The sequence below is a fragment of the Paraburkholderia sp. RL17-380-BIE-A genome, from assembly GCF_046028085.1.
GTDB lineage: Bacteria > Pseudomonadota > Gammaproteobacteria > Burkholderiales > Burkholderiaceae > Paraburkholderia.
Genome location: NZ_JARESQ010000031.1, coordinates 1 through 19,356, shown reverse-complemented (window position 1 = coordinate 19,356; position 19,356 = coordinate 1). Strand labels below are relative to the sequence as shown.

Sequence of the window (19,356 nt, the reverse complement as noted above, 5' to 3'; positions counted from 1 at the left end):
CGCGGATGCAAAAACTCCCTTCGTTGACCCAAAAACAGCAAATTCTTTGGTACACAGCCGGCATAGGTTTAAAATCGCCGCTGTCCGTGTTTGAACGATCCGAGCATGCCCCGTCTAGCCGTTCCCCTCACCGAAGCCCAGATCCGCGCGCTCGAACCGCGCGCCACCCGTTATTGCGTCGCGGACGGCAACGGTCTCGTCATCGAAGTCATGACGACCGGCACCAAGGTCTGGCGCTTCCGCTATTCGCTAAACGGCAAGCGCCAGCCGCTCGCCACGATCGGCGATTACCGGATGATCTCCCTGCGCGTCGCGCGAGCGAAAGCTCAAAAGTATGCGGAGATGGTTGCTCAAGGCATTTCGCCGGTCGCCACGGCGCGGCGCGACCGCGGCGCCGAAAGCAAGGCGGACGTCCTGCGCGAGGCCGCCGAGCTTTATCTGGCGACGGAAATGGCGGGCAAGTCGGAGGAGTATCGCCGCACCACGCGGCGCGCGCTCGACAAGGACGTCCTGCCCGCCATCGGCCACATGCCGATCAAAGCCGTCACTGCCACCGATATCGTCGCGATATGCGACAGAATCAAAAGCCGCGGTTCGCCGAAAATGGCGCTGCATACGCGTAATGTGATCAAACGTCTCTATGAGTATCTGATTGCGCGGCAACTCGCGGTCAGCAACCCGGCCGAGGTCGTTCCGGCGCGCTCCATCGCCACCTTCGACACTCGCAACCGCGTGCTCTCGGGCGACGAAATCGGCGCCATGTTTCGCTCGATCGACGCGTCGAGCATCCGCCGGCCCCTGAAGCTGGCGCTGCATCTGCTGGTGCTGACCATGGCGCGCAAATCGGACCTGGTGGAATCGACGTGGCCCGAATTCAATCTGGACAAAGCGTTATGGACGATCCCCGCCGCGCGCCTGAAAAAAGACCGCGATCAGCGTGTGCCTCTTTCGCATCAGGCGGTTTCCATGCTGCGCGAGCTGCAGCACGCCAAAGCCAGCCGAAACTTCGTATTCCCGAGCGTCAGGGGCGACGACCGGCCCATCGCCAAAAGTACGTTGAACCAGGCCGTTAAGGCACTGGGTCTCGACGTGGAGCATTTCGTCCTGCATGACTTCCGGCGCACTGCGGCGGCACACCTGCGCGAGATGACGGAGCACGCGGACGCGCTCGACCAGAATGCGGGCGAAGTGCCCGAGCGCATGAAGCCAGGCGCGAATGCGGAAAACGCAGCGGATCAGCGCCGAATCATGCAGCGTTGGGCAGACTTCGTCGACGAGCAGATCAAGGGCGTCCGCGACGCCATGACCGCCTCGTCCTGAAAGGCCCTGCAACAATCCTGGTGCCGTTCCGCCGGCTGTCACAACAAGCCGTCATTTGGTACACAGCACCACTCACGTCAGCCGTAACTCATTGCCGTAATTGAGAAATTGAAGTTCACGCTAGGTTTTGAAAGGGAGAAATCCCACACCATCAAGCATGCGCCACGATTGAATCACGCGGTCCTTTTTTCCCGCGTTTGATCGCCTACACTGAAGGTTGCACGCAACCCGATACGGAGGCTCCCATGTCTGAATCACTGATAGCTTATTTACTGGGGCCTACCGTGATGCTGCTGGTCGGCGTGGCAATCTGGGCCGCGTCGCGCTACCACCAGAAGACAAAGCCGCAAAAACTCGAGCGTTGGCTCGACACGCACTACGCGGAGTGGCTGCATCACAAGCACTAAACAGCGCAATGAAATGAAAGGCCGTCGCATAGAGCGACGGCCTTTTTTACTGTGACGCGCACAGCATGCGCGCGCTGCGCAATCACCAACCCGGTTGCGGTTGCGGATATCCATACTGCGCGGGCGGCGGCGGCGCACCGCACGCCACATAGGCGCGCTGGTACTGGTCATAGCAGTATCCCGGCGGCGCCTGGGCGTACACGGGCGCGGGCTGATACGCCGGCTGCGCGTACACCGGCTGCTGGTAAGCCACCACGGGCGCCGGATTCAGCGCGGAGGTCACTACGGCCCCCAGCACGGCGCCACCAATCAACGCACCCACCACGTCGCCACCATTGCCGTGCGCCGATGCTTGCCCGGCTACGCTCAGACTTCCCACCATCAACAACGCCACTGCGATCTTTTTCATGTTTGACTCCTCGCCGTTCAGGCATGGAACCGATTGTGGCTGGCGCACGCGGAAATAGATGCTGCAAGTGGTAACGGCACATTACTCATGTAACGCACTAACCGGCGCTCGTCGCGAACCTGCCTCCAGTTCCTTTGTTCGCCTGGCATTCGCCCGATCAATGTAAAATTCGCCACATAAGCCGTCGGGTAAATCTGACGACCTGTAAAGCTTTCCGACCCGTCGATTCAGGACAGACCACGTCGACAACACCGGTCGAGACAAAGCCAAAAGTAAGGGGCGTTCGCGTGAAACAATGGACCATCCGGCAACGGATTCTGTGCAGCTTCGGGATCGTGCTGATCGTGATGCTGGCAATGGCAATCGTCACCTTCCAGCAGCTCGGCGGCATCGACCGCGATGCGAAGAGCCAGCAGCAGGACTCGATGCCCGGCCTTTACTACGCGACTGCAATGCGCGCGGCGTGGTTCGAGAACTACAGCGTCACGCAGCGCCTCATCTATGTCGACGCGGACCCGGACACCGTGAAGCGCGACACAGCCCGTTTGCAGGAGACCCAGCAAACGCTCCAGAAGCTCATCAGCGATTACGGCGCGACGATCTTCCGCGACGTCGATCGCGACCTCTTCAACGACTTCCGTCAGCAACAGGCGCAGTACCTGCCGATCCAGGCGTCGGTGCTGGACGCGTTGCCATCTTCGAAAGACAACGCCGCACGCATTTTTAATACGCAACTCACACCGCTCTGGGAAACCGGCCGGCTCTCCGTGCGCAAGCTCGTCGAGAACAACAAAGGCTACGCGGACCAGGCCGCAGACAGCATCCGCAGTTCGGTCGAGACGACGCGCATCGTGCTGCTCGTCATGCTGCTCACCGCCGCCGTCGTCGCCGCGCTGGCGGGCTACTGGCTGCTGCGCGCCGTCACCATGCCGATGGCCAAGGTGCTGCAAGTCGTCGACGTCATGCGCACGGGCGACCTGACCCAACGCCTGCAACTGAATCGCGCGGACGAAATCGGCGCGCTCGAAGCCGGCTTTAACCGCATGACCGACGAACTCACCGCGCTGGTCGGCCAGGCGCAGAAGTCGGCGGTGCAGGTCACCACGTCGGTCACTGAAATCGCCGCGACCTCGCGCGAACAACAAGCCACCGCGAACGAAACCGCCGCCACCACGACCGAAATCGGCGCCACGTCGCGTGAAATCTTCGCGACCTCGCGCGATCTGCTGCGCACCATGAACGAGGTGTCGGAAGTGGCCGGCCAGTCGGCGGTGCTCGCGGGCACCGGCCATGCCGGCCTCGCGCGCATGGAAGAAACCATGCGCCTAGTGATGGAAGCGGCCGGCTCCGTCAACGCGAAGCTCGCCATCCTCAACGAGAAAGCCAGCAACATCAACCAGGTCGTCGCCACCATCACCAAGGTCGCGGACCAGACCAACCTGCTCTCGCTGAACGCCGCGATCGAAGCGGAAAAGGCCGGCGAATACGGTCGCGGTTTCGCGGTCGTCGCCACGGAAATCCGCCGCCTCGCCGACCAGACCGCCGTGGCGACCTACGACATCGAACAGATGGTCAAGGAGATCCAGTCGGCGGTCGCCGCGGGCGTAATGGGCATGGACAAGTTCTCCGAAGAAGTGCGCCGCGGCATGCTCGACGTGCAGAACGTCGGCGGCCATCTCACGGAGATCATCCAGCAGGTGCAACAACTCGCGCCGCGCTTCTCGATGGTCAACGAAGGCATGCAAACGCAGGCCACCGGCGCCGAGCAGATCACCCAGGCACTGACGCAACTCTCGGAGGCCGCGCAACAGACCGCGGAATCGCTGCGCCAGTCGACCCAGGCGATCGACGATCTGACGCACGTCGCCAATAGTCTGCGCACGGGTGTGTCGCGCTTCAAGGTGACGGCCTGACGCGCCACGGCGCGCAGCTCGAAACCGGCCCCGCACGCCTATCCATCGCCCACGCACATGCCGATGCTCTTCGTCCTCTTCACGCTCGATAGCGAACGGTACGTGATCGACGCAACGCAGGTGGAGCGTCTCATGCCGCTCACGCCGCAGTCGCCGCCTAAGACGATACCCGGCGCGCCCTCATGGGTGGCAGGCGTACTCGATCACGAAGGCGCGCCGCTGCCGTTGATCGATCTGCCGGCGCTCGCGCTCGGCCGCCCCGCAGCACAACTCATGTCCACGCGCGTGGTGCTGGTGCGCTATCCGCATGCGGGCACGACGCGTCTGCTCGCGCTGCTGCTGGAAGGCGCGACGCGCACCATTCGCCTCGACGTGGCGGCATTTCAGCATGCCGGCCTCGACATGCCGCACGCGCGCTATCTCGGCCCGGTCGCGAGCGATGCGGGCGGCCTCGTGCAGTGGATTCGCGTCGAGCATCTGCTGCCCGACCACGTCAAGGCGCTCCTGTTTCCCGAGGCGCACGCATGAACGCGCATCACGACAACGCGCCGCTTTATCGACGCTTCGCCGAACTGCTGCATCGGACCATGGGGCTCGACGCGGCGTCGCTCGGTCATAGCGCGATCGAACGTGCCGTCGATCAGCGCGCCGCCGCCTGGTACGCGGAGGGTCACGCCGAAGCCACGCTGACCGACTATTGGGAAGCCGCGCAAACTTCGCCGGCCATGCTGCAATCGCTGATCGAAACGGTCGTCGTGCCGGAGACCTGGTTCTACCGCGACGCCGACGCGTTCAAGGCGCTTGCGCGGCTCGCGCATGAGCGCCTTGCCGAACGCGGCGGCGCACTGCCGCTGCGTATCCTGAGCTTGCCTTGCTCGACCGGCGAGGAGCCGTACACGATCGCGATGACGCTGCTCGATGCGGGCATCGACGCCACACAGTTGCGTATCGACGCGATGGATATCAGCGACCGTTCGCTCGCCGTCGCGCAGCGCGCCGTATATGGGCGCAATTCGTTTCGCGGCAATGCGTTTGCGTTTCGCGACGCGCACTTCACGCGTACCGAGGACGGCTGGCGTCTTGCGCCGCGCATCGTGGAAGCGGTGCGCTTCTCGCGCGCCAATCTGATGCAGTTCGACGCGTCGGCGCTTGGCGTCTACGACTTCGTGTTCTGCCGCAATGTCCTGATTTACTTCGACCGCGACGCGCAGCAGAAAGCGTTGCAGGCGCTCAATAGCGTGCTGGCCGAAAACGGCACGCTGTTCGTAGGCCCTGCGGAAACCGGGCTGCTGATGCGCTACGGTATGCAGTCCGCCAGGATCCCGTTGGCCTTCGCATTTCATCGCGGCGCGCCCGACGAAGCGCAGTCGAACGGCTGGCGCGCCGCGCCGCTCCCCACCGCCGCCGCGCTCGCGATGACGCCTTCACAAATGCCCGCTCTTGCGCGAGCGCAAGCGTTGTCCGCGCAGCCTTTCGCGTGGCCCGGTCAGGGCGCGCGCACGGCGTTCCACGGCGCCACGCAGTTCGCGCCACCCATGCGCAAGATGTCGATAGCCGCGTCGTCGGTACCCAACCCGCTGTCCGCGCCAAGCCCCGCAACGACCCACGCGGCAAGGGACACGTTGCAGGCTGCGCGTGCACTCGCCGACGCCGGCCGCCTCGCGCAAGCCGCTTCAGCAATCAACGCCTATCTGGAGCACCACGCTCCGCACGCCGACGCGTTTTATCTGCTCGGCGTTCTCGCCGATGCCAACGGCGACGCGAACCTCGCACGCGGACACTATCGCAAGGCGCTGTATCTCGATCCGCAGCACGCGGAAGCGCTCGCGCATCTCGCGACGTCGCTCGAACTCGAGGGCGACCGCGACGGCGCGCGCCTGTTGATGCAGCGCGCGGCGCGCGCACAGGGAGCGCAACGTGGCTGACGCGCAGACGGTGAGCTTCGACGACTGCTGGAATCGCATCGGCGTGCGCGGCGATTCGTCGTGCGAGCGTCTCGTCGAGCATGTGCGCTGCCTGAATTGCCCGGTGTTCGAAGCCGCTGCAGCCAAACTGCTGGAGCGGCCGATTCCCCAGGTGGATCTCTCGCTGCATGACGCTCGCGCGCCGGCGCAAGCGCAGCATGATGTGCAGGGCGCAAGCGAATCGTTCCTCGTGTTTCGCATCGGCGACGAATGGCTGGCGCTGCCCACGCCGACCTTCAAACGCATCGTGCAGACGCGGCCGATTCACACGTTGCCGCATCGGCAGCATCGCGCGGTGCTCGGCGTGGTGAATGTGCGAGGCGAGTTGCTGGTGTGCCTGTCGCTCGCGCACCTGCTCGGTTTCGAAACGGATACCGCCGCGCGCGACGACCGTGCTCGCCACGATCTGCCGCGTTTGCTGGTGGTTTCGCGCGCGGAAGAACACGCGGTGTTCCCCGTCGACCAGGTCGACGGCGTGCACCGCATCGCGGCGGCCAGTTTTTGCCCGCCGCCCGCCACGCTCTCGCAAGCGGCCGCCGCGCATACGCGCGCCGTCGCACCGTGGCGCGGCATGAGCGTTGGCCTGCTAGACGCCGACGCGCTCTTCGACACTTTGAACCGGAGTCTCGGATGACCGACGAGCCGCGCCGCCCGTCGCTAATCGATCTGTTCCGCGAAGAAGCGCGGACGCAGGCACGCGTACTGAACGACGGACTGCTCGCGCTCGATCGCGCGCCGCGCGATGCCGCCGCGCTCGAGGCCTGCATGCGCGCCGCGCATTCGTTGAAGGGTGCGGCGCGCATTGTCGGCGTGCAGGTCGGCGTCGAACTCGCGCACGCCATGGAGGATTGCTTCGTTGCCGCGCAGGAAGGGCGCGCGTTGCTCGACCCGGCCTGGATCGACGAGTTGTTGCGCGGCGTGGATATCGTCGCGCGTATCGGCAATGACGAGGACGAATCTGCGCGCGATGCGGTGGGTGCGTGCGTGGCCTCGTTGCAGGCGCGTATGGTTGACGTGTTGCCGCACGGGGCCGTAATACGGCGCGATGTGACTTCGCCAGCCGCAGTGGTATCCGAACCCGCGCCGAGCGCAGCCGCGGCATCGCCCACGCCTGCTGTCAGCTCAAGCGCGGACCCACGCCCGGACCCCGACGCCGCGTTCAACCTGATAGCCGACGCGTTGCGCGCCGAGGCCACGCAGCAGAATGCGCCAGACGCCGCATCCGCAAAACCGTCCGCATCGAACAGCGCGAACAGCGCCAGCAACATAACGGCCGAATCCGGCCGCATGCTGCGCGTGCGCGCCGACAACCTCGACCGCCTGCTGTCGTTGTCCGGCGAATCGCTAGTCGAATCGCGCTGGCTGAAACCCTTCGCGCAATCCATGCTGCGCGTCAAACGCGTCCAACGCGACAGCACCCGCGCGCTGGATCAACTGCACGAAACGCTTGCCGATCTGAAGCTCGATCCGCGCGCCCAGGCCGCGCTCGAAGAAGTGCGCCGCCTCACCGCCGAATCGCAGCATCTGCTGGCCGAGCGTCTCGCCGATCTGGAGAGCTTCGACCGTCGCTCGACGCATCTGTCGCAACAGCTCTACGACGCCGCATTGCAATGCCGCATGCGGCCATTCGGCGACGGCACGAGCGGCCTCGCGCGGATGGTGCGCGACGTCGCGCGTTCGCTCGGCAAGAAGGTGCGCTGGCAGTTGGTCGGCGAATCCACGCAGGTGGACCGCGACATTCTCGATCTGCTCGAAGCGCCGCTCGGCCATATGCTGCGCAACGCGCTCGACCACGGCATCGAAGCGCCCGCCGTGCGCCTCGCGCGCGGCAAGCCGGAGGAAGGCACGCTCACGCTCGACGCGCGTCACACGGCCGGCGCGCTGCTCATCACCGTTTCCGACGACGGCGCGGGCATCGATCTCGACGCGCTGCGTGCGTCGATCGTGCGCAAGAAGCTCGCGAGCGAGGAAACGGCCACGCGTCTGTCCGAAGCCGAGTTGCTCGAATTCCTGTTCCTGCCGGGGTTCTCGCTGCGCGATCAGGTGACCGACGTGTCGGGCCGCGGCGTCGGACTCGACGCGGTGCACGACGTTGTCAAACGCGTGCGCGGCACGGTGCGGATCACGCATGAGGCGGGTCTCGGCACGCGCGTGCAATTGCAGTTGCCGTTGACGCTTTCGGTGATCCGCAGTCTGCTGATCGAAGTCGCGGGCGAGCCGTACGCGGTGCCGCTCGCGCATGTGAACCGCACGCTGCACGTGAGCCGCGCCGAGATCGAATTGCTCGAAGGGCATCAGCACATCGCTTTTTCCGGCCGGCGTATCGGCGTCGTCACCGCGCATCAGATTCTCGACACCGCGCCGCCCGCGGATGAAAGCGACGCCGTCAGCATGATCGTGATCGGCGACGGCCCGCAAACCTACGGCGTGGTGGTCGACCGCTTTCTCGGCGAGCGGATGCTGGTGGTGCAGCCGCTCGATCCGCGCCTCGGCAAGATTCGAAACATCACCGCCGGCGCGTTGATGGAGAACGGCGATCCGGTCCTGATCGCCGATGTCGACGACTGGCTGCGCTCCGTCGAACGGCTCGTGGCGGGCGGCGATCTCCGGCATACGCAGCACGGCGTCGCGCACGCGGCTCAGCGTACCAGCCGTCGCGTGCTGGTGGTCGACGATTCGCTCACCGTGCGCGAGCTCGAACGCAAGCTGCTCGCCATGCGCGGTTACGACGTGACGATCGCCGTGGACGGCATGGACGGCTGGAACGCGGTACGCGGCGAGCGCTTCGACCTCGTGATCACGGACATCGACATGCCGCGTATGGACGGCATCGAACTGGTCACGCTGATCAAGCGCGATCCGCAGTTGCAGTCACTGCCGGTGATGATCGTCTCGTACAAGGATCGCGAAGAGGACCGCCGCGCCGGGCTGGATGCGGGCGCGGACTACTATCTGGCGAAAGGCAGTTTTCATGACGAAGCACTGCTCGATGCGGTGCGTGATCTGATCGGCGAAGCTTACGGTTAAACCTACGGGCAAAACGGATGAAAATCGGAATCGTCAACGACATGCCGCTCGCCGTCGAGGCGCTGCGTCGCGCACTCGCGGCACGCCACGACTACGAGGTGCTGTGGATCGCGCAGGACGGCCAGCAGGCGGTCGATTTCTGCACGGCGCAGCGGCCCGACATCGTGCTGATGGATCTGGTGATGCCGAACGTCGACGGCATCGAGGCCACGCGCCGCATCATGGCGCGCGCACCCTGCGCGATCCTGATCGTCACCGTCGACGTGGGCGCGAACGCGTGGCGCGTCTATGAAGCGATGGGCGCGGGCGCGCTCGACGCCGTCGATACGCCGTCGCTGAGCGGTCCCGATGCGCACAAGAGCATCGCCACGCTGATCGCGAAAATCGACCGTATCGCGGCGCTCGTCAAGGAACGCAACGCACCCGGCGCAGCCGCCGCGACAACGCCCGCCTGCGCGACGAACCGCGACACGCCGCTGGTGGCGATCGGCGCATCGGCGGGCGGACCCGCTGCGCTGGCCACGCTGCTCGCCGGCCTGCCCAAGGATTTTGCGGCGGCCGTCGTGATCGTGCAGCACGTCGACGCGGCCTTCGCCGCCGGCATGGCGGACTGGCTGAATCAGCAATCGGCGCTGCCGGTGCGAATCGCCAGTGAAGGCGACCGGCCGCAAGCGGGCGTCGTGCTGCTCGCCGCCACCGACGATCACTTGCATCTGAAACTGCCCAACGTGCTCGGCTACACGCGCGTCCCGGAAGAGACGCCGTATCGCCCTTCCGTCGACGTGTTTTTTCACAGCGTGGTGGCCCGCTGGCCGGCGCGCGCCGTCGGCGTGCTGCTGACCGGCATGGGCCGCGACGGCGCGATCGGACTCAAGGCGATGCGCACCAAGGGCTATCACACGATCGCGCAGGACGAGGCGACCAGCGCCGTGTACGGCATGCCGAAAGCGGCCGCGGCGCTCGACGCCGCCGCCGCGATCCTGCCGTTGCCGCGCATCGCCGCCGCGCTCGCGACGGCGGTCAGCTCGCGCTAGCCGCGTACTCGCCGCCTATGACCCGCTTTGATTCACTGACATCTTTTCTGGCTGAACGACATGGACACTCCTGAACCGCATCAGAACGCCGCCGCGCGGGATCTCGCGCAAGTCGACGCGAACGCGCAGACGCTGGACGCGGTGGACGCGGCCAATCTCGCCGTCGACGATGCGCTCGCGCGCATTCTCGGCAATCCGCCCGCGGCCGAGTGTCCGATCATGGTGTTGCTGGTCGACGACCAGGCGATCATCGCCGAAGCGGTGCGTCAGGCGCTGGCGGACGAAGCGAGCGTGGACTTCCACTACTGCGCCTCGCCCGACGACGCGCTGCGCTGCGCCGCCGAAACGCGCGCGACGGTGATCCTTCAGGACCTGGTGATGCCGGGCACGGACGGACTCACGCTCGTGCGCCAATACCGGCAGAATCCGGCGACCCGCGACATTCCGATCATCGTGTTGTCGACCAAGGAAGAGCCGCTCGTCAAGAGCGCCGCCTTTGCGGCAGGGGCCAACGACTATCTGGTGAAACTGCCGGATCGCATCGAGCTGATTGCGCGCATCCGCTATCACTCGCGTTCGTATCTGAATCTGCTGCAACGCGACGAGGCCTACCAGGCGCTGCGTCAATCGCAGCAACAATTGCTCGCGACCAATCTGGAATTGCAGCGCCTCACGCATTCGGACGGCCTGACGGGCCTGTCGAATCGGCGCTACCTCGATCAATATCTGGCGGCCGAATGGCGTCGCGGCACACGCGACAAGACCGGCCTCGGCTTCCTGATGATCGATGTGGATAACTTCAAGGCGTACAACGACACCTATGGCCACGTCGCCGGCGACGAAGTGCTCAAACGTGTCGCGCACACCGTCGAATCATGCCTCGGACGCTCGCCCGATCTTGCGGCGCGCTTCGGTGGTGAAGAGTTCGCCGTGGTGGTGCCGGGCACGTCGGCCGGTGGCTTGCGTCTGCTTGCGGAAAAAATCCGCATCGCAATCGAAGATCTGGCGATTCCGCATTCGGGCTCCGCAGCCGGCGTGGTGACGATCAGCATCGGCGCAGCGACGCTCGTGCCGTCGCTCGCCGAGCCGGTGACGAAGCTGATCGAAGCCGCCGACATCGGCCTCTATCGCGCGAAACGGGACGGCAAGAACCAGGTCGCGGTGAGCGACTGATCGTCCGCGAGGCGCGTTCCTAGCATTGCCAGGACGCCGCGCCGGCCGCTGCGTCGCCGAGATACTTGCGACGCGCTTCGGCAAGCCGGCTCGCGTCGATTGCGCCCTCGTCCGCCAGGGCTTTCAGTGCGGCGATCACAATCGACTTGCGGTCCACTTCGAAGAACTCGCGCAACGCCTGGCGCGTGTCGCTGCGGCCGAAGCCGTCGGTGCCGAGCGTCACGTAGCGGCGCGGCACATACGCGCGGATCAGCTCCGGCACGGCGCGAACGTAGTCGGTCGCGGCAATGATCGGGCCTTGCGACGCTTCAAGCGCTTGCGTGACATACGGCGCGCCGGTCGCTTCACCAAGACGTGCGAGCCGTTCCGCCGCCATGCCGTCGCGCTGCAACTCGGTGAAGCTCGTCACGCTCCACACGGCGGCGTCGATCTGCCAATCGTCCTTCAACATCTGCTGAGCCGCGATCACTTCACCGAGAATCGCACCGGCGCCGAGCAATTGCACCGTGGCTTGCGTGCCCTCCTGCGCTGGCGTGGCGAGCGGATAAATACCCTTGAGAATCCCTTCGCGCAGCGCCTGCAAATTGCCGCCCGGCACCGAAGGCTGCGCGTAGTTCTCGTTCATCACCGTGACGTAATAAAACACGTCACGTTGCACGTCGAGCATCTCATGCATGCCCTCGTCCACGATCGCGGCAACCTCGTACGCGAACGCGGGGTCGTACGCGCGGCAATTCGGAATCGTCGATGCCGCCAGATGGCTCGTGCCGTCCTGATGCTGCAAGCCTTCGCCGCCGAGCGTCGTCTTGCCGGACGTCGCGCCGATCAGGAAACCGCGCGCACGCTGGTCCGCCGCCGCCCAGATCAGGTCGCCGATCCGCTGGAAACCGAACATCGAGTAGTAGATGTAGAACGGCAGCATCGGTACATCGTGCACGCTGTACGAGGTCGCCGCCGCGATCCATGACGACACCGCGCCTGCTTCCGAAATGCCCTCTTCGAGAATCTGGCCTTTCGTGTCCTCGCGGTAGTACAGCATCGAGCCGAGATCTTCCGGCTCGTACAACTGCCCGAGCGGCGAATAGATGCCGACCTGGCGAAACATGTTCGCCATGCCGAAGGTGCGTGCCTCGTCGGCGACAATCGGCACCACGCGCGGGCCGACTTCCGCGTCCTTGAGCAGCGCGGTCAACATGCGAACCAGCGCCATGGTGGTGGACATGTCGCGGCCATTGGAGTCCAGCGCGAATTGCCCCCAGGAGGACACCGGCGGGACGATCAGCCCCTTCGATGCGACTCGCCGCCTTCTGGGCAGATAGCCTCCCAAGGCAGCCCGGCGCGCGTGCAGGTATTGCATTTCCGGGCTGTCTTCCGCTGGTTTGTAAAACTTCACCTGTTCGACGTCCTCGTCCGTGAGCGGCAGGCGAAAGCGGTCGCGAAACGCCTTGAGGTCGTCGAAGTCGAGCTTCTTCTGCTGATGCGTGGTCATGCGGCCCTGGCCCGAGGTGCCCATGCCGAAGCCCTTCATCGTCTTCGCGAGGATGACCGTCGGCTGGCCCTGGTGCGCCAGCGCCTTCGCGTAGGCCGCGTGCAGTTTGCGCACGTCGTGGCCGCCGCGACGCAGGCGGTCGATGTCGTCGTCGCTCAGTTGCGCGGCGAGCGCGGCAAGCTCCGGGTTCAGACCGAAGAAGCGTTCGCGGTTGTACGCGCCGTCGTTCGCGGAGAAGGTCTGGAACTGGCCGTCGACGGTATGCGCAAAGGCGCGCAGCAATGCGCCGGTGCGGTCGCGCGAGAACAGCGCGTCCCAATCCGAGCCCCAGATCACCTTGATCACATTCCAGCCGGCGCCGATGAATTGCGCCTCCAGTTCGTCGATGATGCGGCCGTTGCTGCGCACCGGACCGTCGAGACGCTGCAGATTGCAGTTGATCACGAACACGAGGTTGTCGAGCCCCTCGCGCGCGGCCAGCGACAGCGCGGCGGTCGACTCCGGCTCGTCCATCTCGCCGTCGCCGAAAAAGCCCCACACCTTGCGGCCTTCCGTTTGCACAAGGCCGCGATTGGCGAGATACCGCATGAAACGCGCTTGATAAATCGCATTGATCGGCCCGATGCCCATGGAGCCGGTGGGAAACTGCCAGAAGTCCGGCATCAGCCACGGGTGCGGATACGAGCACAAGCCCGGGCCGCCGATCTCGCGCCGGTAGTGCTGCAGGTTCTCCTCGGAGAGGAAACCTTCGAGAAAAGCCCGCGCGTAGACACCCGGCGACGAATGCGGCTGGAAGTAGATCAGGTCGCCCGTGCCGGCCTCGCCGCCCGGCGCGGCGGCGCGAAAGAAATGGTTGAATCCGACCTCGAACAGATCCGCCGCCGACGCATAACTCGCAATATGCCCGCCGAGTTCGCCGTAAGCCTTGTTCGCGCGCACCACCATCGCGAGCGCATTCCAGCGCAGCGCGGCGGCGAGCCGCTCTTCGAGTTCGAGATTGCCGGGATAGCGCGGTTGTTGCTCGAACGGGATGGTGTTCTGATACGGCGTCACGTTCGTGCGCGCCGATTCCACGCCAAGCGTCAGCGCATGGCTCGCGAGCTTGTCGAACAGAAACTGCGCGCGCTCGCGGCCGACATGCGCGACCACGCCGTCGAGCGCCGCCAGCCATTCGGCGGTTTCCTGCGGATCAGGATCGGCCTGCTCCCTGGTGTGCGCATGCTCTGTGTTCAAAAACCGCACTTGCTTGCTACCGCTGGACAAATCCGTCATGGCACCACTCCCGCATCGCCGCGTTCAGATCAAGATCGAATGAGTCAATGGTAACCACGTGCCTGCAAAATGAGCGTCTCATTTGCTTGTGGTTGCGCGCTGCGATAGGCTATTTGTTCCGGAATTTCCCCACGACACGGAATATTTCATCTATGGCCACGCCACCCAGACGACTCGACCGCATCGACATCGGCATCCTGAGCCAGTTGCAGCAAAACGCGCGCATCACCAATTCGGATCTGGCGCGTTCGGTGAACCTGTCGGCCACGCCGTGCTTCAACCGCGTGCGGGCGCTCGAGAAGCTGGGCCTGTTCAAGCAGCAAGTCACGCTGCTGAACCCGGAGCCGCTCGGGCTGCGCATCAACGTGTTCATTCAGGTGAGTCTGGAGAAGCAGGTGGAAGACGCGTTGCAGCGCTTCGAACAGGCGATTTCGGAGCGGCCCGAAGTGATGGAGTGCTATCTGATGACGGGCGACGCCGACTATCTGCTGCGCGTGGTCATGCCGGATATGCAGACGCTGGAGCGTTTTATCGTCGATCATCTGACGAAGATTCCGGGCATCTCCAATATCCGCTCGAGCTTCGCGCTCAAGCAGGTGCGCTACAAGACGGCGCTGCCGCTGCCATCGTCGGGATTGACGCTGGTCGATCCCGACGACGTGTCGACTGACTGGCGTTAAGGGCGCGCCACGGGCGTGCTTTTGTCTGCCCTTCTACTGATTTGCCGCTAGTGCGCTTATCGGCGCTTATCGGCGCTTTATGCCGTTGCCGCAACGCGCTTATAACGAGCGGCCGGCAGTTTGTGCGACAGGTTCGGCTGCAAGTGCTGGCGCGCGTTGTTGAAGCGCTCCCAGTCGGCGGCGTCGGGCAATGACGGGATCGTCACCAGTTCGCCTTGGTCGAGGCCGGCGAGCGCGGCGTCCACCATGTCCTCGGCGCTCATCACGATCTGCGACGGCAGATGCTCGACCGGCAGACCCGCACGGTCCCAGAATGCCGTGCTGGTCGCACCCGGCAGCACCGCTTGCAACTGCACGCCCTTGTCGCCCACTTCGTGATGCAGCGACTGCGTCAGGTTGAGCACATAGGCCTTGGTGCCGCTATACGTGCCGTTCAACAGTTCCGGCGAGAGCGCGACGATCGACGAAATATTGATCACGATGCCGTTACCCCGCGCCACGAAACCAGGCACGACGGCCGCCGTCAGACGCGTGAGCGCCGTGACGTTCAGATCGATCATCGTTTCGAGCGCATCCACGTCCGAGTCGATCAGCGAGGCGGTTGCGCCGACACCCGCGTTGTTGACCAGCATCGTGATCCCTGTGTCCGCGCGCAGCCGTTCTTCAATGCGCAGCACGTCGGCTTTGACGGTGAGGTCCGCCGTGATCGTGTCGATACGGCGGCCGGTCTCGGTCGTCAGACGTCCCGCCAGAGCGTCCAGCCGCGCTGCGTCGCGCGCCACGAGAATCAGGTCGTAGCCGCGCCGCGCGAGGCGGTCCGCATACACCGCGCCGATACCCGACGATGCGCCCGTCACCAATGCCGTGCCTTTGCCTGTTTGCGTTGCCATGTGTATCTCTCCTTGCGGGCGCGGCGCGTTGCGCCTCTGCCCTGTCCGATGAATGGGAAAAACCTGGAAACCTCCGCCGCTGCGCTGTTTCGCGTTGCATTGCGGTGTTGACGAGGCAAGTGTAGGCGCGTACTCTTTTGTCTCAAATGTCGTATTTACCTCGTTTTAGGACATTGCAATGAGACACGTCGGCGTGGTGGTTTTTCCCGGCTTTCAGATCCTCGACATGGTGGCGGTCGCAGTGTTTGAACTGGCGAACCTGGAGGCCGGCCAGCCTGAGTACGACGTGGAGATCATTTCCGAGCATGGCGGCATGGTGCGCAGTTCGGCCGGCGTCGAGATCGCCACCCGGCCGTTCGGCGATCCGGCTTACGACACCGTGGTGGTCACCGGCGCGATGCAGATCGCGCCGTCGTCGCCGGGATTGCTGGCGTTCCTGAACGACGCGCTGGTCGCCTCCCGGCGTACCGCCAGCATTTGCACCGGCGCGTTCGTACTGGCCGAGGCCGGGATTCTGGACGGCCGCCACGCCACGACCCACTGGATTCACGCCCGCAATCTGCAACAGCGCTTTCCACAAGCGCGCGTGGATGAGGACCGCATCTTTATCGTCGACGGCTCGGTGTGGACGTCGGCCGGCATGACCGCATGCATCGATTTGTGTTTGGCGCTCGTTGAAAACGATCTCGGCGTCGAGGTTTCCCGCGCCATCGCCAAGAAACTCGTGGTTTATCACCGCCGCACCGGCGGCCAGTCACAGTTCTCGGCCATGCTGGACCTCGAGCCAAAATCGGATCGCATCCAGAACGCGCTCTCGTACGCCAAAAGCCATCTGCGCGAGCCATTGACGGTCGAGCAACTCGCCGACGTCGCGCACCTGAGCCCCCGTCAGTTCAGCCGCGCGTTTCGCGACGAAACCCGCCAATCCCCAGCCAAAGCGATCGAGTCATTGCGCGTCGAAGCCGCGCGCGCCATGCTGGAAGCGGGCCGCCATTCCATGGAGGCGGTGGCCGCGGAAACCGGCTTTGTCGATACCGAACGGATGCGGCGTGCGTTTCTACGGGCGTACGGCCAGCCGCCGCAGGCCATCAAGCGTGCGGCGCGCGTGATGTAACACAGGTGATGGACAATATCGCCAACCGCAGCAACAACCGATATGACCTTCCACCATGAGAGGAACGCGATGACCTACGACAACAGCAATCCCTTCGCGAGGATTCTGCGCGGCGAACTACCCTGCATCAAAGTGGCCGAGACCGATGCCGCCCTCGCCTTCATGGACCTGATGCCGCAAGCCGACGGCCATCTGCTGGTGGTGCCCAAGGAAGCCGTGGCGGAGATTTTCGAGTTGTCGGATGCTTCGACGGTGGCATGCATACGCATGACGCAGAAGCTCGCGATCGCGGTGCGCGCGGCCTTGCGGCCGGATGGTGTGTTCATTGGGCAATTCAACGGCGCCGCCGCGGGACAAACGGTGGCGCATGTGCATTTTCACGTGATTCCGCGCTGGGAAGGCCAGCCGCTGCGCATGCACGCGCGCGACGTCGCCGATGCGGAAACGCTCGAAGCGCTTGCTAAACGCATTCGCGCGCATTGGCGTGCCGACTAAGGGGTGAGTAAGTGACGCGCGCGCTCCCGCGCGCCGAAACGGCTGCGAAAATTCGCGGTATTCAATCTCAGGCGAATCAATTGGCGAGCCAGCGCGGCGCGTTAAAGCCGATGCCGCGAACGGCGCAGCGGATGCCGCCAGTCGATGCGGCGCGGTTTCAGGTGCGCGGGTCGCATCTCGTGCAGATGCCGGTGTTCCTGCCACAATTCGTCGGAGAAAAGAAACGCGACGATGAGCAGCGGAATGACCAGAAAGACGCCCAATATCAAGTGCTCGATCACGGTGGCCTCCGATCGCGGGAGCATGATTTCATTGTAGAGCACCGCGCGTACCCATACCGTGCCGCGCCGCTCACAATTGCGCGAGCGCGCCCATTCGCGAGCCTGCGGCAATGCGACGCCCTCGCCTCGCCAAACCCGCATGCCGCCTCGCGCGTTGCAAAAAGGTGGCACAGGAGTGCAAGAGGTTGCAAGAACTCCCCGCATCAAGACCTGACTAACTGAAAGGCGCTCGATCCGATATGGCACGCGCGCACTCAGACCAACAAGTTCTCAAGGGGAATCCAATGACTACCGAACGTAGCAGCGAACTCACGTTGCGCCCGCTCGAACGTACCGATCTTCGCTTCGTCCATGAAGTGAACAACAACGCGAAAATCATGCGTTACTGGTTCGAGGAGCCGTACGAGACCTTCTCGGAACTGACGCAGCTTTACGACCAGCACGTGCACGACCTGCGCGAGCGCCGCTTCGTGGCGATCGACAACGAAGGGCAAACGGTCGGCGTCGTCGAGTTGATCGAGCTCGACTATATCCACCGGCGTGGCGAGTTTCAGATCATCATCGCGCCCCATGCGCAAGGCCGCGGCTATGCGACTCTGGCAACCCAACTCGCTACCGACTATGCGTTTTCAGTGCTGAACTTGCGCAAGGTTTATCTGATCGTCGACAAGTCGAATACGTCGGCCATTCACGTTTACGAGAAGTGCGGGTTCAGGCACGAGGCCGAGTTGATCGAGGAATTTTTCGGCAACGGCAGCTATCACAACGCCCTGCGCATGTGCATGTTTCAGGACGAGTTCTTCAAGATGAACCAGCAGGTCCGATGAAGTGCGGCCGGGCACAGCGCTGCCATCCCAGCGAACTCTGCCGACACAGCTTGTTGCACCTGGCACTCTTTATCTTCTGCAAATACACCGTTATTTCGTGATTTTATTTTGGTCAGTTGAATGACTTTGTGTGCAATGCACCAACGCGCGGAATTTATTGTAGTAAATCGCTTAATTGAGGCTGCTCGTTTACGCGAATACGCGGCGCAAAACGTTACTAGCTAAAGCGGCGCACCCTGCCCGTCTCTGCGTTAACCACGGCAATCACACTCACTTAAACCGTTGCCCAGCAATTAAGCAGCCGCAAAGCATGGTGCGACAATTCGCCACTGTTGCGACCGCACACAAGATGTGCTTGTCGTTCTCTCGCGTTCTCCTAAAGTGCAAGGTGCGGGTTCAACGTTAAAGTTAAATACATAGCTAACCTGAGTATCCACCCGCACCGGAGGAAAATATGAAAATGCGAATCGCCCTTGTTTTCGCCATTGCGGGATTGGCTGCCGCCACTGTTCAGGCGCAAGACGTCATGATCAAGCCGCAGCAAACCATTCAGTTCAAGGCCAACGCATATGGCTGCCTGTCGAAGGATAAACTCGACGCCGCCGACCAGCATGCGCAAGCCGGTGAACAGCAAAAGATGCAGGAATTTTTCTCTGGATATCAGTGTGTCTCCACACCGGAAAATTCGAGTTTCCGCGTCGTGCGCGTGGTTGGTCACGACGTCGAATTCGTGAATTCCGGCAATAGCGACACGCAAGGACTTTGGGCAAACGATCGATTCATCAAGCAATAAGCTAAGCGCCGTCATTCCGGCGGAATGCCGGAATGTGATTTTGCGTGCGTCGATTCTCTGGCTTTTAAAAAGCCGGAGACGGTGAACCTGTGAGTTAAAAATCGGCTGGGCATCAAATGCCTGGCCGTTTTTATTTGTGCGCGTCCACTTCGCTTGGGAAACGGACAGAAAAAAGCCGATGCGGATTATGTCGATCCGCATCGGCAGTACGCCTTCTCGCAAAGCGCAGGAACAACCGTTGGCTCGTCGTGCGAGGAGCCGTGTCGAT

Annotated in this window: 18 protein-coding genes; 14 read left to right on the top strand and 4 right to left on the bottom strand. The window is 63.7% G+C overall.

Annotated elements, in window-relative coordinates; genetic code table 11:
- The first annotated feature begins 105 nt into the window (after positions 1-105).
- The gene (locus tag P0D68_RS34195) at positions 106-1,320 is read left to right on the top strand and encodes a tyrosine-type recombinase/integrase (RefSeq protein ID WP_408303616.1); all 1,215 of its coding nucleotides are present in this window, start codon (positions 106-108) and stop codon (positions 1,318-1,320) included.
- A 245-nt stretch (positions 1,321-1,565) separates the two neighbouring features.
- Positions 1,566-1,727, top strand: a complete 162-nt coding sequence (locus P0D68_RS34190; RefSeq protein ID WP_177205047.1) for a hypothetical protein — start codon at positions 1,566-1,568, stop codon at positions 1,725-1,727.
- A gap of 82 nt (positions 1,728-1,809) precedes the next feature.
- Here P0D68_RS34190 and P0D68_RS34185 read toward each other — a convergent pair whose 3' ends face one another.
- Positions 1,810-2,136: an ecotin precursor gene (locus P0D68_RS34185; protein WP_091797641.1), complete on the bottom strand. Its 327-nt coding sequence runs from the start codon at positions 2,134-2,136 to the stop codon at positions 1,810-1,812.
- Between the two features lie 287 nt (positions 2,137-2,423).
- Here P0D68_RS34185 and P0D68_RS34180 point away from each other — a divergent pair, with 287 nt between their 5' ends.
- The 7 genes from P0D68_RS34180 to P0D68_RS34150 all read left to right on the top strand — a co-directional run bounded on the left by P0D68_RS34180 (position 2,424) and on the right by P0D68_RS34150 (position 11,247).
- Positions 2,424-4,049, top strand: coding sequence for a methyl-accepting chemotaxis protein (locus P0D68_RS34180; protein ID WP_091797644.1), 1,626 nt, complete (start codon positions 2,424-2,426; stop codon positions 4,047-4,049).
- 63 nt (positions 4,050-4,112) lie between these two features.
- Complete coding sequence (locus P0D68_RS34175) at positions 4,113-4,577, top strand: chemotaxis protein CheW (protein WP_408303617.1); 465 nt, start codon at positions 4,113-4,115, stop codon at positions 4,575-4,577.
- Complete coding sequence (locus tag P0D68_RS34170) at positions 4,574-5,974, top strand: CheR family methyltransferase (RefSeq protein WP_408303618.1); 1,401 nt, start codon at positions 4,574-4,576, stop codon at positions 5,972-5,974. The genes P0D68_RS34175 and P0D68_RS34170 overlap by 4 nt, the downstream gene beginning before the upstream one ends.
- Positions 5,967-6,647, top strand: a complete 681-nt coding sequence (locus P0D68_RS34165) for a chemotaxis protein CheW (RefSeq protein WP_408303619.1) — start codon at positions 5,967-5,969, stop codon at positions 6,645-6,647. The genes P0D68_RS34170 and P0D68_RS34165 overlap by 8 nt, the downstream gene beginning before the upstream one ends.
- The gene (locus tag P0D68_RS34160) at positions 6,644-9,040 is read left to right on the top strand and encodes a hybrid sensor histidine kinase/response regulator (protein WP_408303620.1); all 2,397 of its coding nucleotides are present in this window, start codon (positions 6,644-6,646) and stop codon (positions 9,038-9,040) included. Before P0D68_RS34165 ends, P0D68_RS34160 begins: the two co-directional genes overlap by 4 nt.
- 17 nt (positions 9,041-9,057) lie before the next feature.
- Positions 9,058-10,074: a chemotaxis response regulator protein-glutamate methylesterase gene (locus P0D68_RS34155; protein ID WP_408303621.1), complete on the top strand. Its 1,017-nt coding sequence runs from the start codon at positions 9,058-9,060 to the stop codon at positions 10,072-10,074.
- Positions 10,075-10,134: 60 nt separating this feature from the next.
- Positions 10,135-11,247: a diguanylate cyclase gene (locus P0D68_RS34150; protein ID WP_408187320.1), complete on the top strand. Its 1,113-nt coding sequence runs from the start codon at positions 10,135-10,137 to the stop codon at positions 11,245-11,247.
- 19 nt (positions 11,248-11,266) lie between these two features.
- Here P0D68_RS34150 and mdeB read toward each other — a convergent pair whose 3' ends face one another.
- Positions 11,267-14,008: an alpha-ketoglutarate dehydrogenase gene (gene mdeB, locus P0D68_RS34145; protein WP_408303622.1), complete on the bottom strand. Its 2,742-nt coding sequence runs from the start codon at positions 14,006-14,008 to the stop codon at positions 11,267-11,269.
- Between the two features lie 152 nt (positions 14,009-14,160).
- Between mdeB and P0D68_RS34140 the strand changes: the two genes are divergently transcribed.
- A complete protein-coding gene (locus P0D68_RS34140; RefSeq protein ID WP_091797665.1) occupies positions 14,161-14,688 on the top strand; it encodes an Lrp/AsnC family transcriptional regulator in 528 nt (175 codons plus the stop codon).
- Between the two features lie 77 nt (positions 14,689-14,765).
- Here P0D68_RS34140 and P0D68_RS34135 read toward each other — a convergent pair whose 3' ends face one another.
- The gene (locus P0D68_RS34135; RefSeq protein WP_408303623.1) at positions 14,766-15,578 is read right to left on the bottom strand and encodes an SDR family NAD(P)-dependent oxidoreductase; all 813 of its coding nucleotides are present in this window, start codon (positions 15,576-15,578) and stop codon (positions 14,766-14,768) included.
- A gap of 178 nt (positions 15,579-15,756) precedes the next feature.
- On the opposite strand from P0D68_RS34135, the gene P0D68_RS34130 reads away from it, so the two are divergent.
- Both P0D68_RS34130 and P0D68_RS34125 read left to right on the top strand, forming a co-directional pair.
- Positions 15,757-16,692 (top strand): GlxA family transcriptional regulator, encoded by a 936-nt coding sequence (locus tag P0D68_RS34130; protein WP_091797671.1) that lies wholly within the window; start codon positions 15,757-15,759, stop codon positions 16,690-16,692.
- A gap of 69 nt (positions 16,693-16,761) precedes the next feature.
- Complete coding sequence (locus tag P0D68_RS34125) at positions 16,762-17,187, top strand: HIT family protein (RefSeq protein ID WP_408187317.1); 426 nt, start codon at positions 16,762-16,764, stop codon at positions 17,185-17,187.
- Positions 17,188-17,288: 101 nt separating this feature from the next.
- On the opposite strand, the gene P0D68_RS34120 is transcribed toward P0D68_RS34125, so the two are convergent.
- A complete protein-coding gene (locus P0D68_RS34120) occupies positions 17,289-17,492 on the bottom strand; it encodes a hypothetical protein (protein WP_408468814.1) in 204 nt (67 codons plus the stop codon).
- A 260-nt stretch (positions 17,493-17,752) separates the two neighbouring features.
- Here P0D68_RS34120 and speG point away from each other — a divergent pair, with 260 nt between their 5' ends.
- Positions 17,753-18,295 carry a spermidine N1-acetyltransferase gene (speG, locus tag P0D68_RS34115; protein WP_091800922.1) on the top strand — a complete coding sequence of 181 codons (543 nt, stop codon included), beginning with the start codon at positions 17,753-17,755 and terminating at the stop codon, positions 18,293-18,295.
- Between the two features lie 454 nt (positions 18,296-18,749).
- Positions 18,750-19,088, top strand: a complete 339-nt coding sequence (gene sap1, locus P0D68_RS34110) for a surface attachment protein Sap1 (protein WP_091797677.1) — start codon at positions 18,750-18,752, stop codon at positions 19,086-19,088.
- The last annotated feature ends 268 nt before the right edge of the window (positions 19,089-19,356 follow it).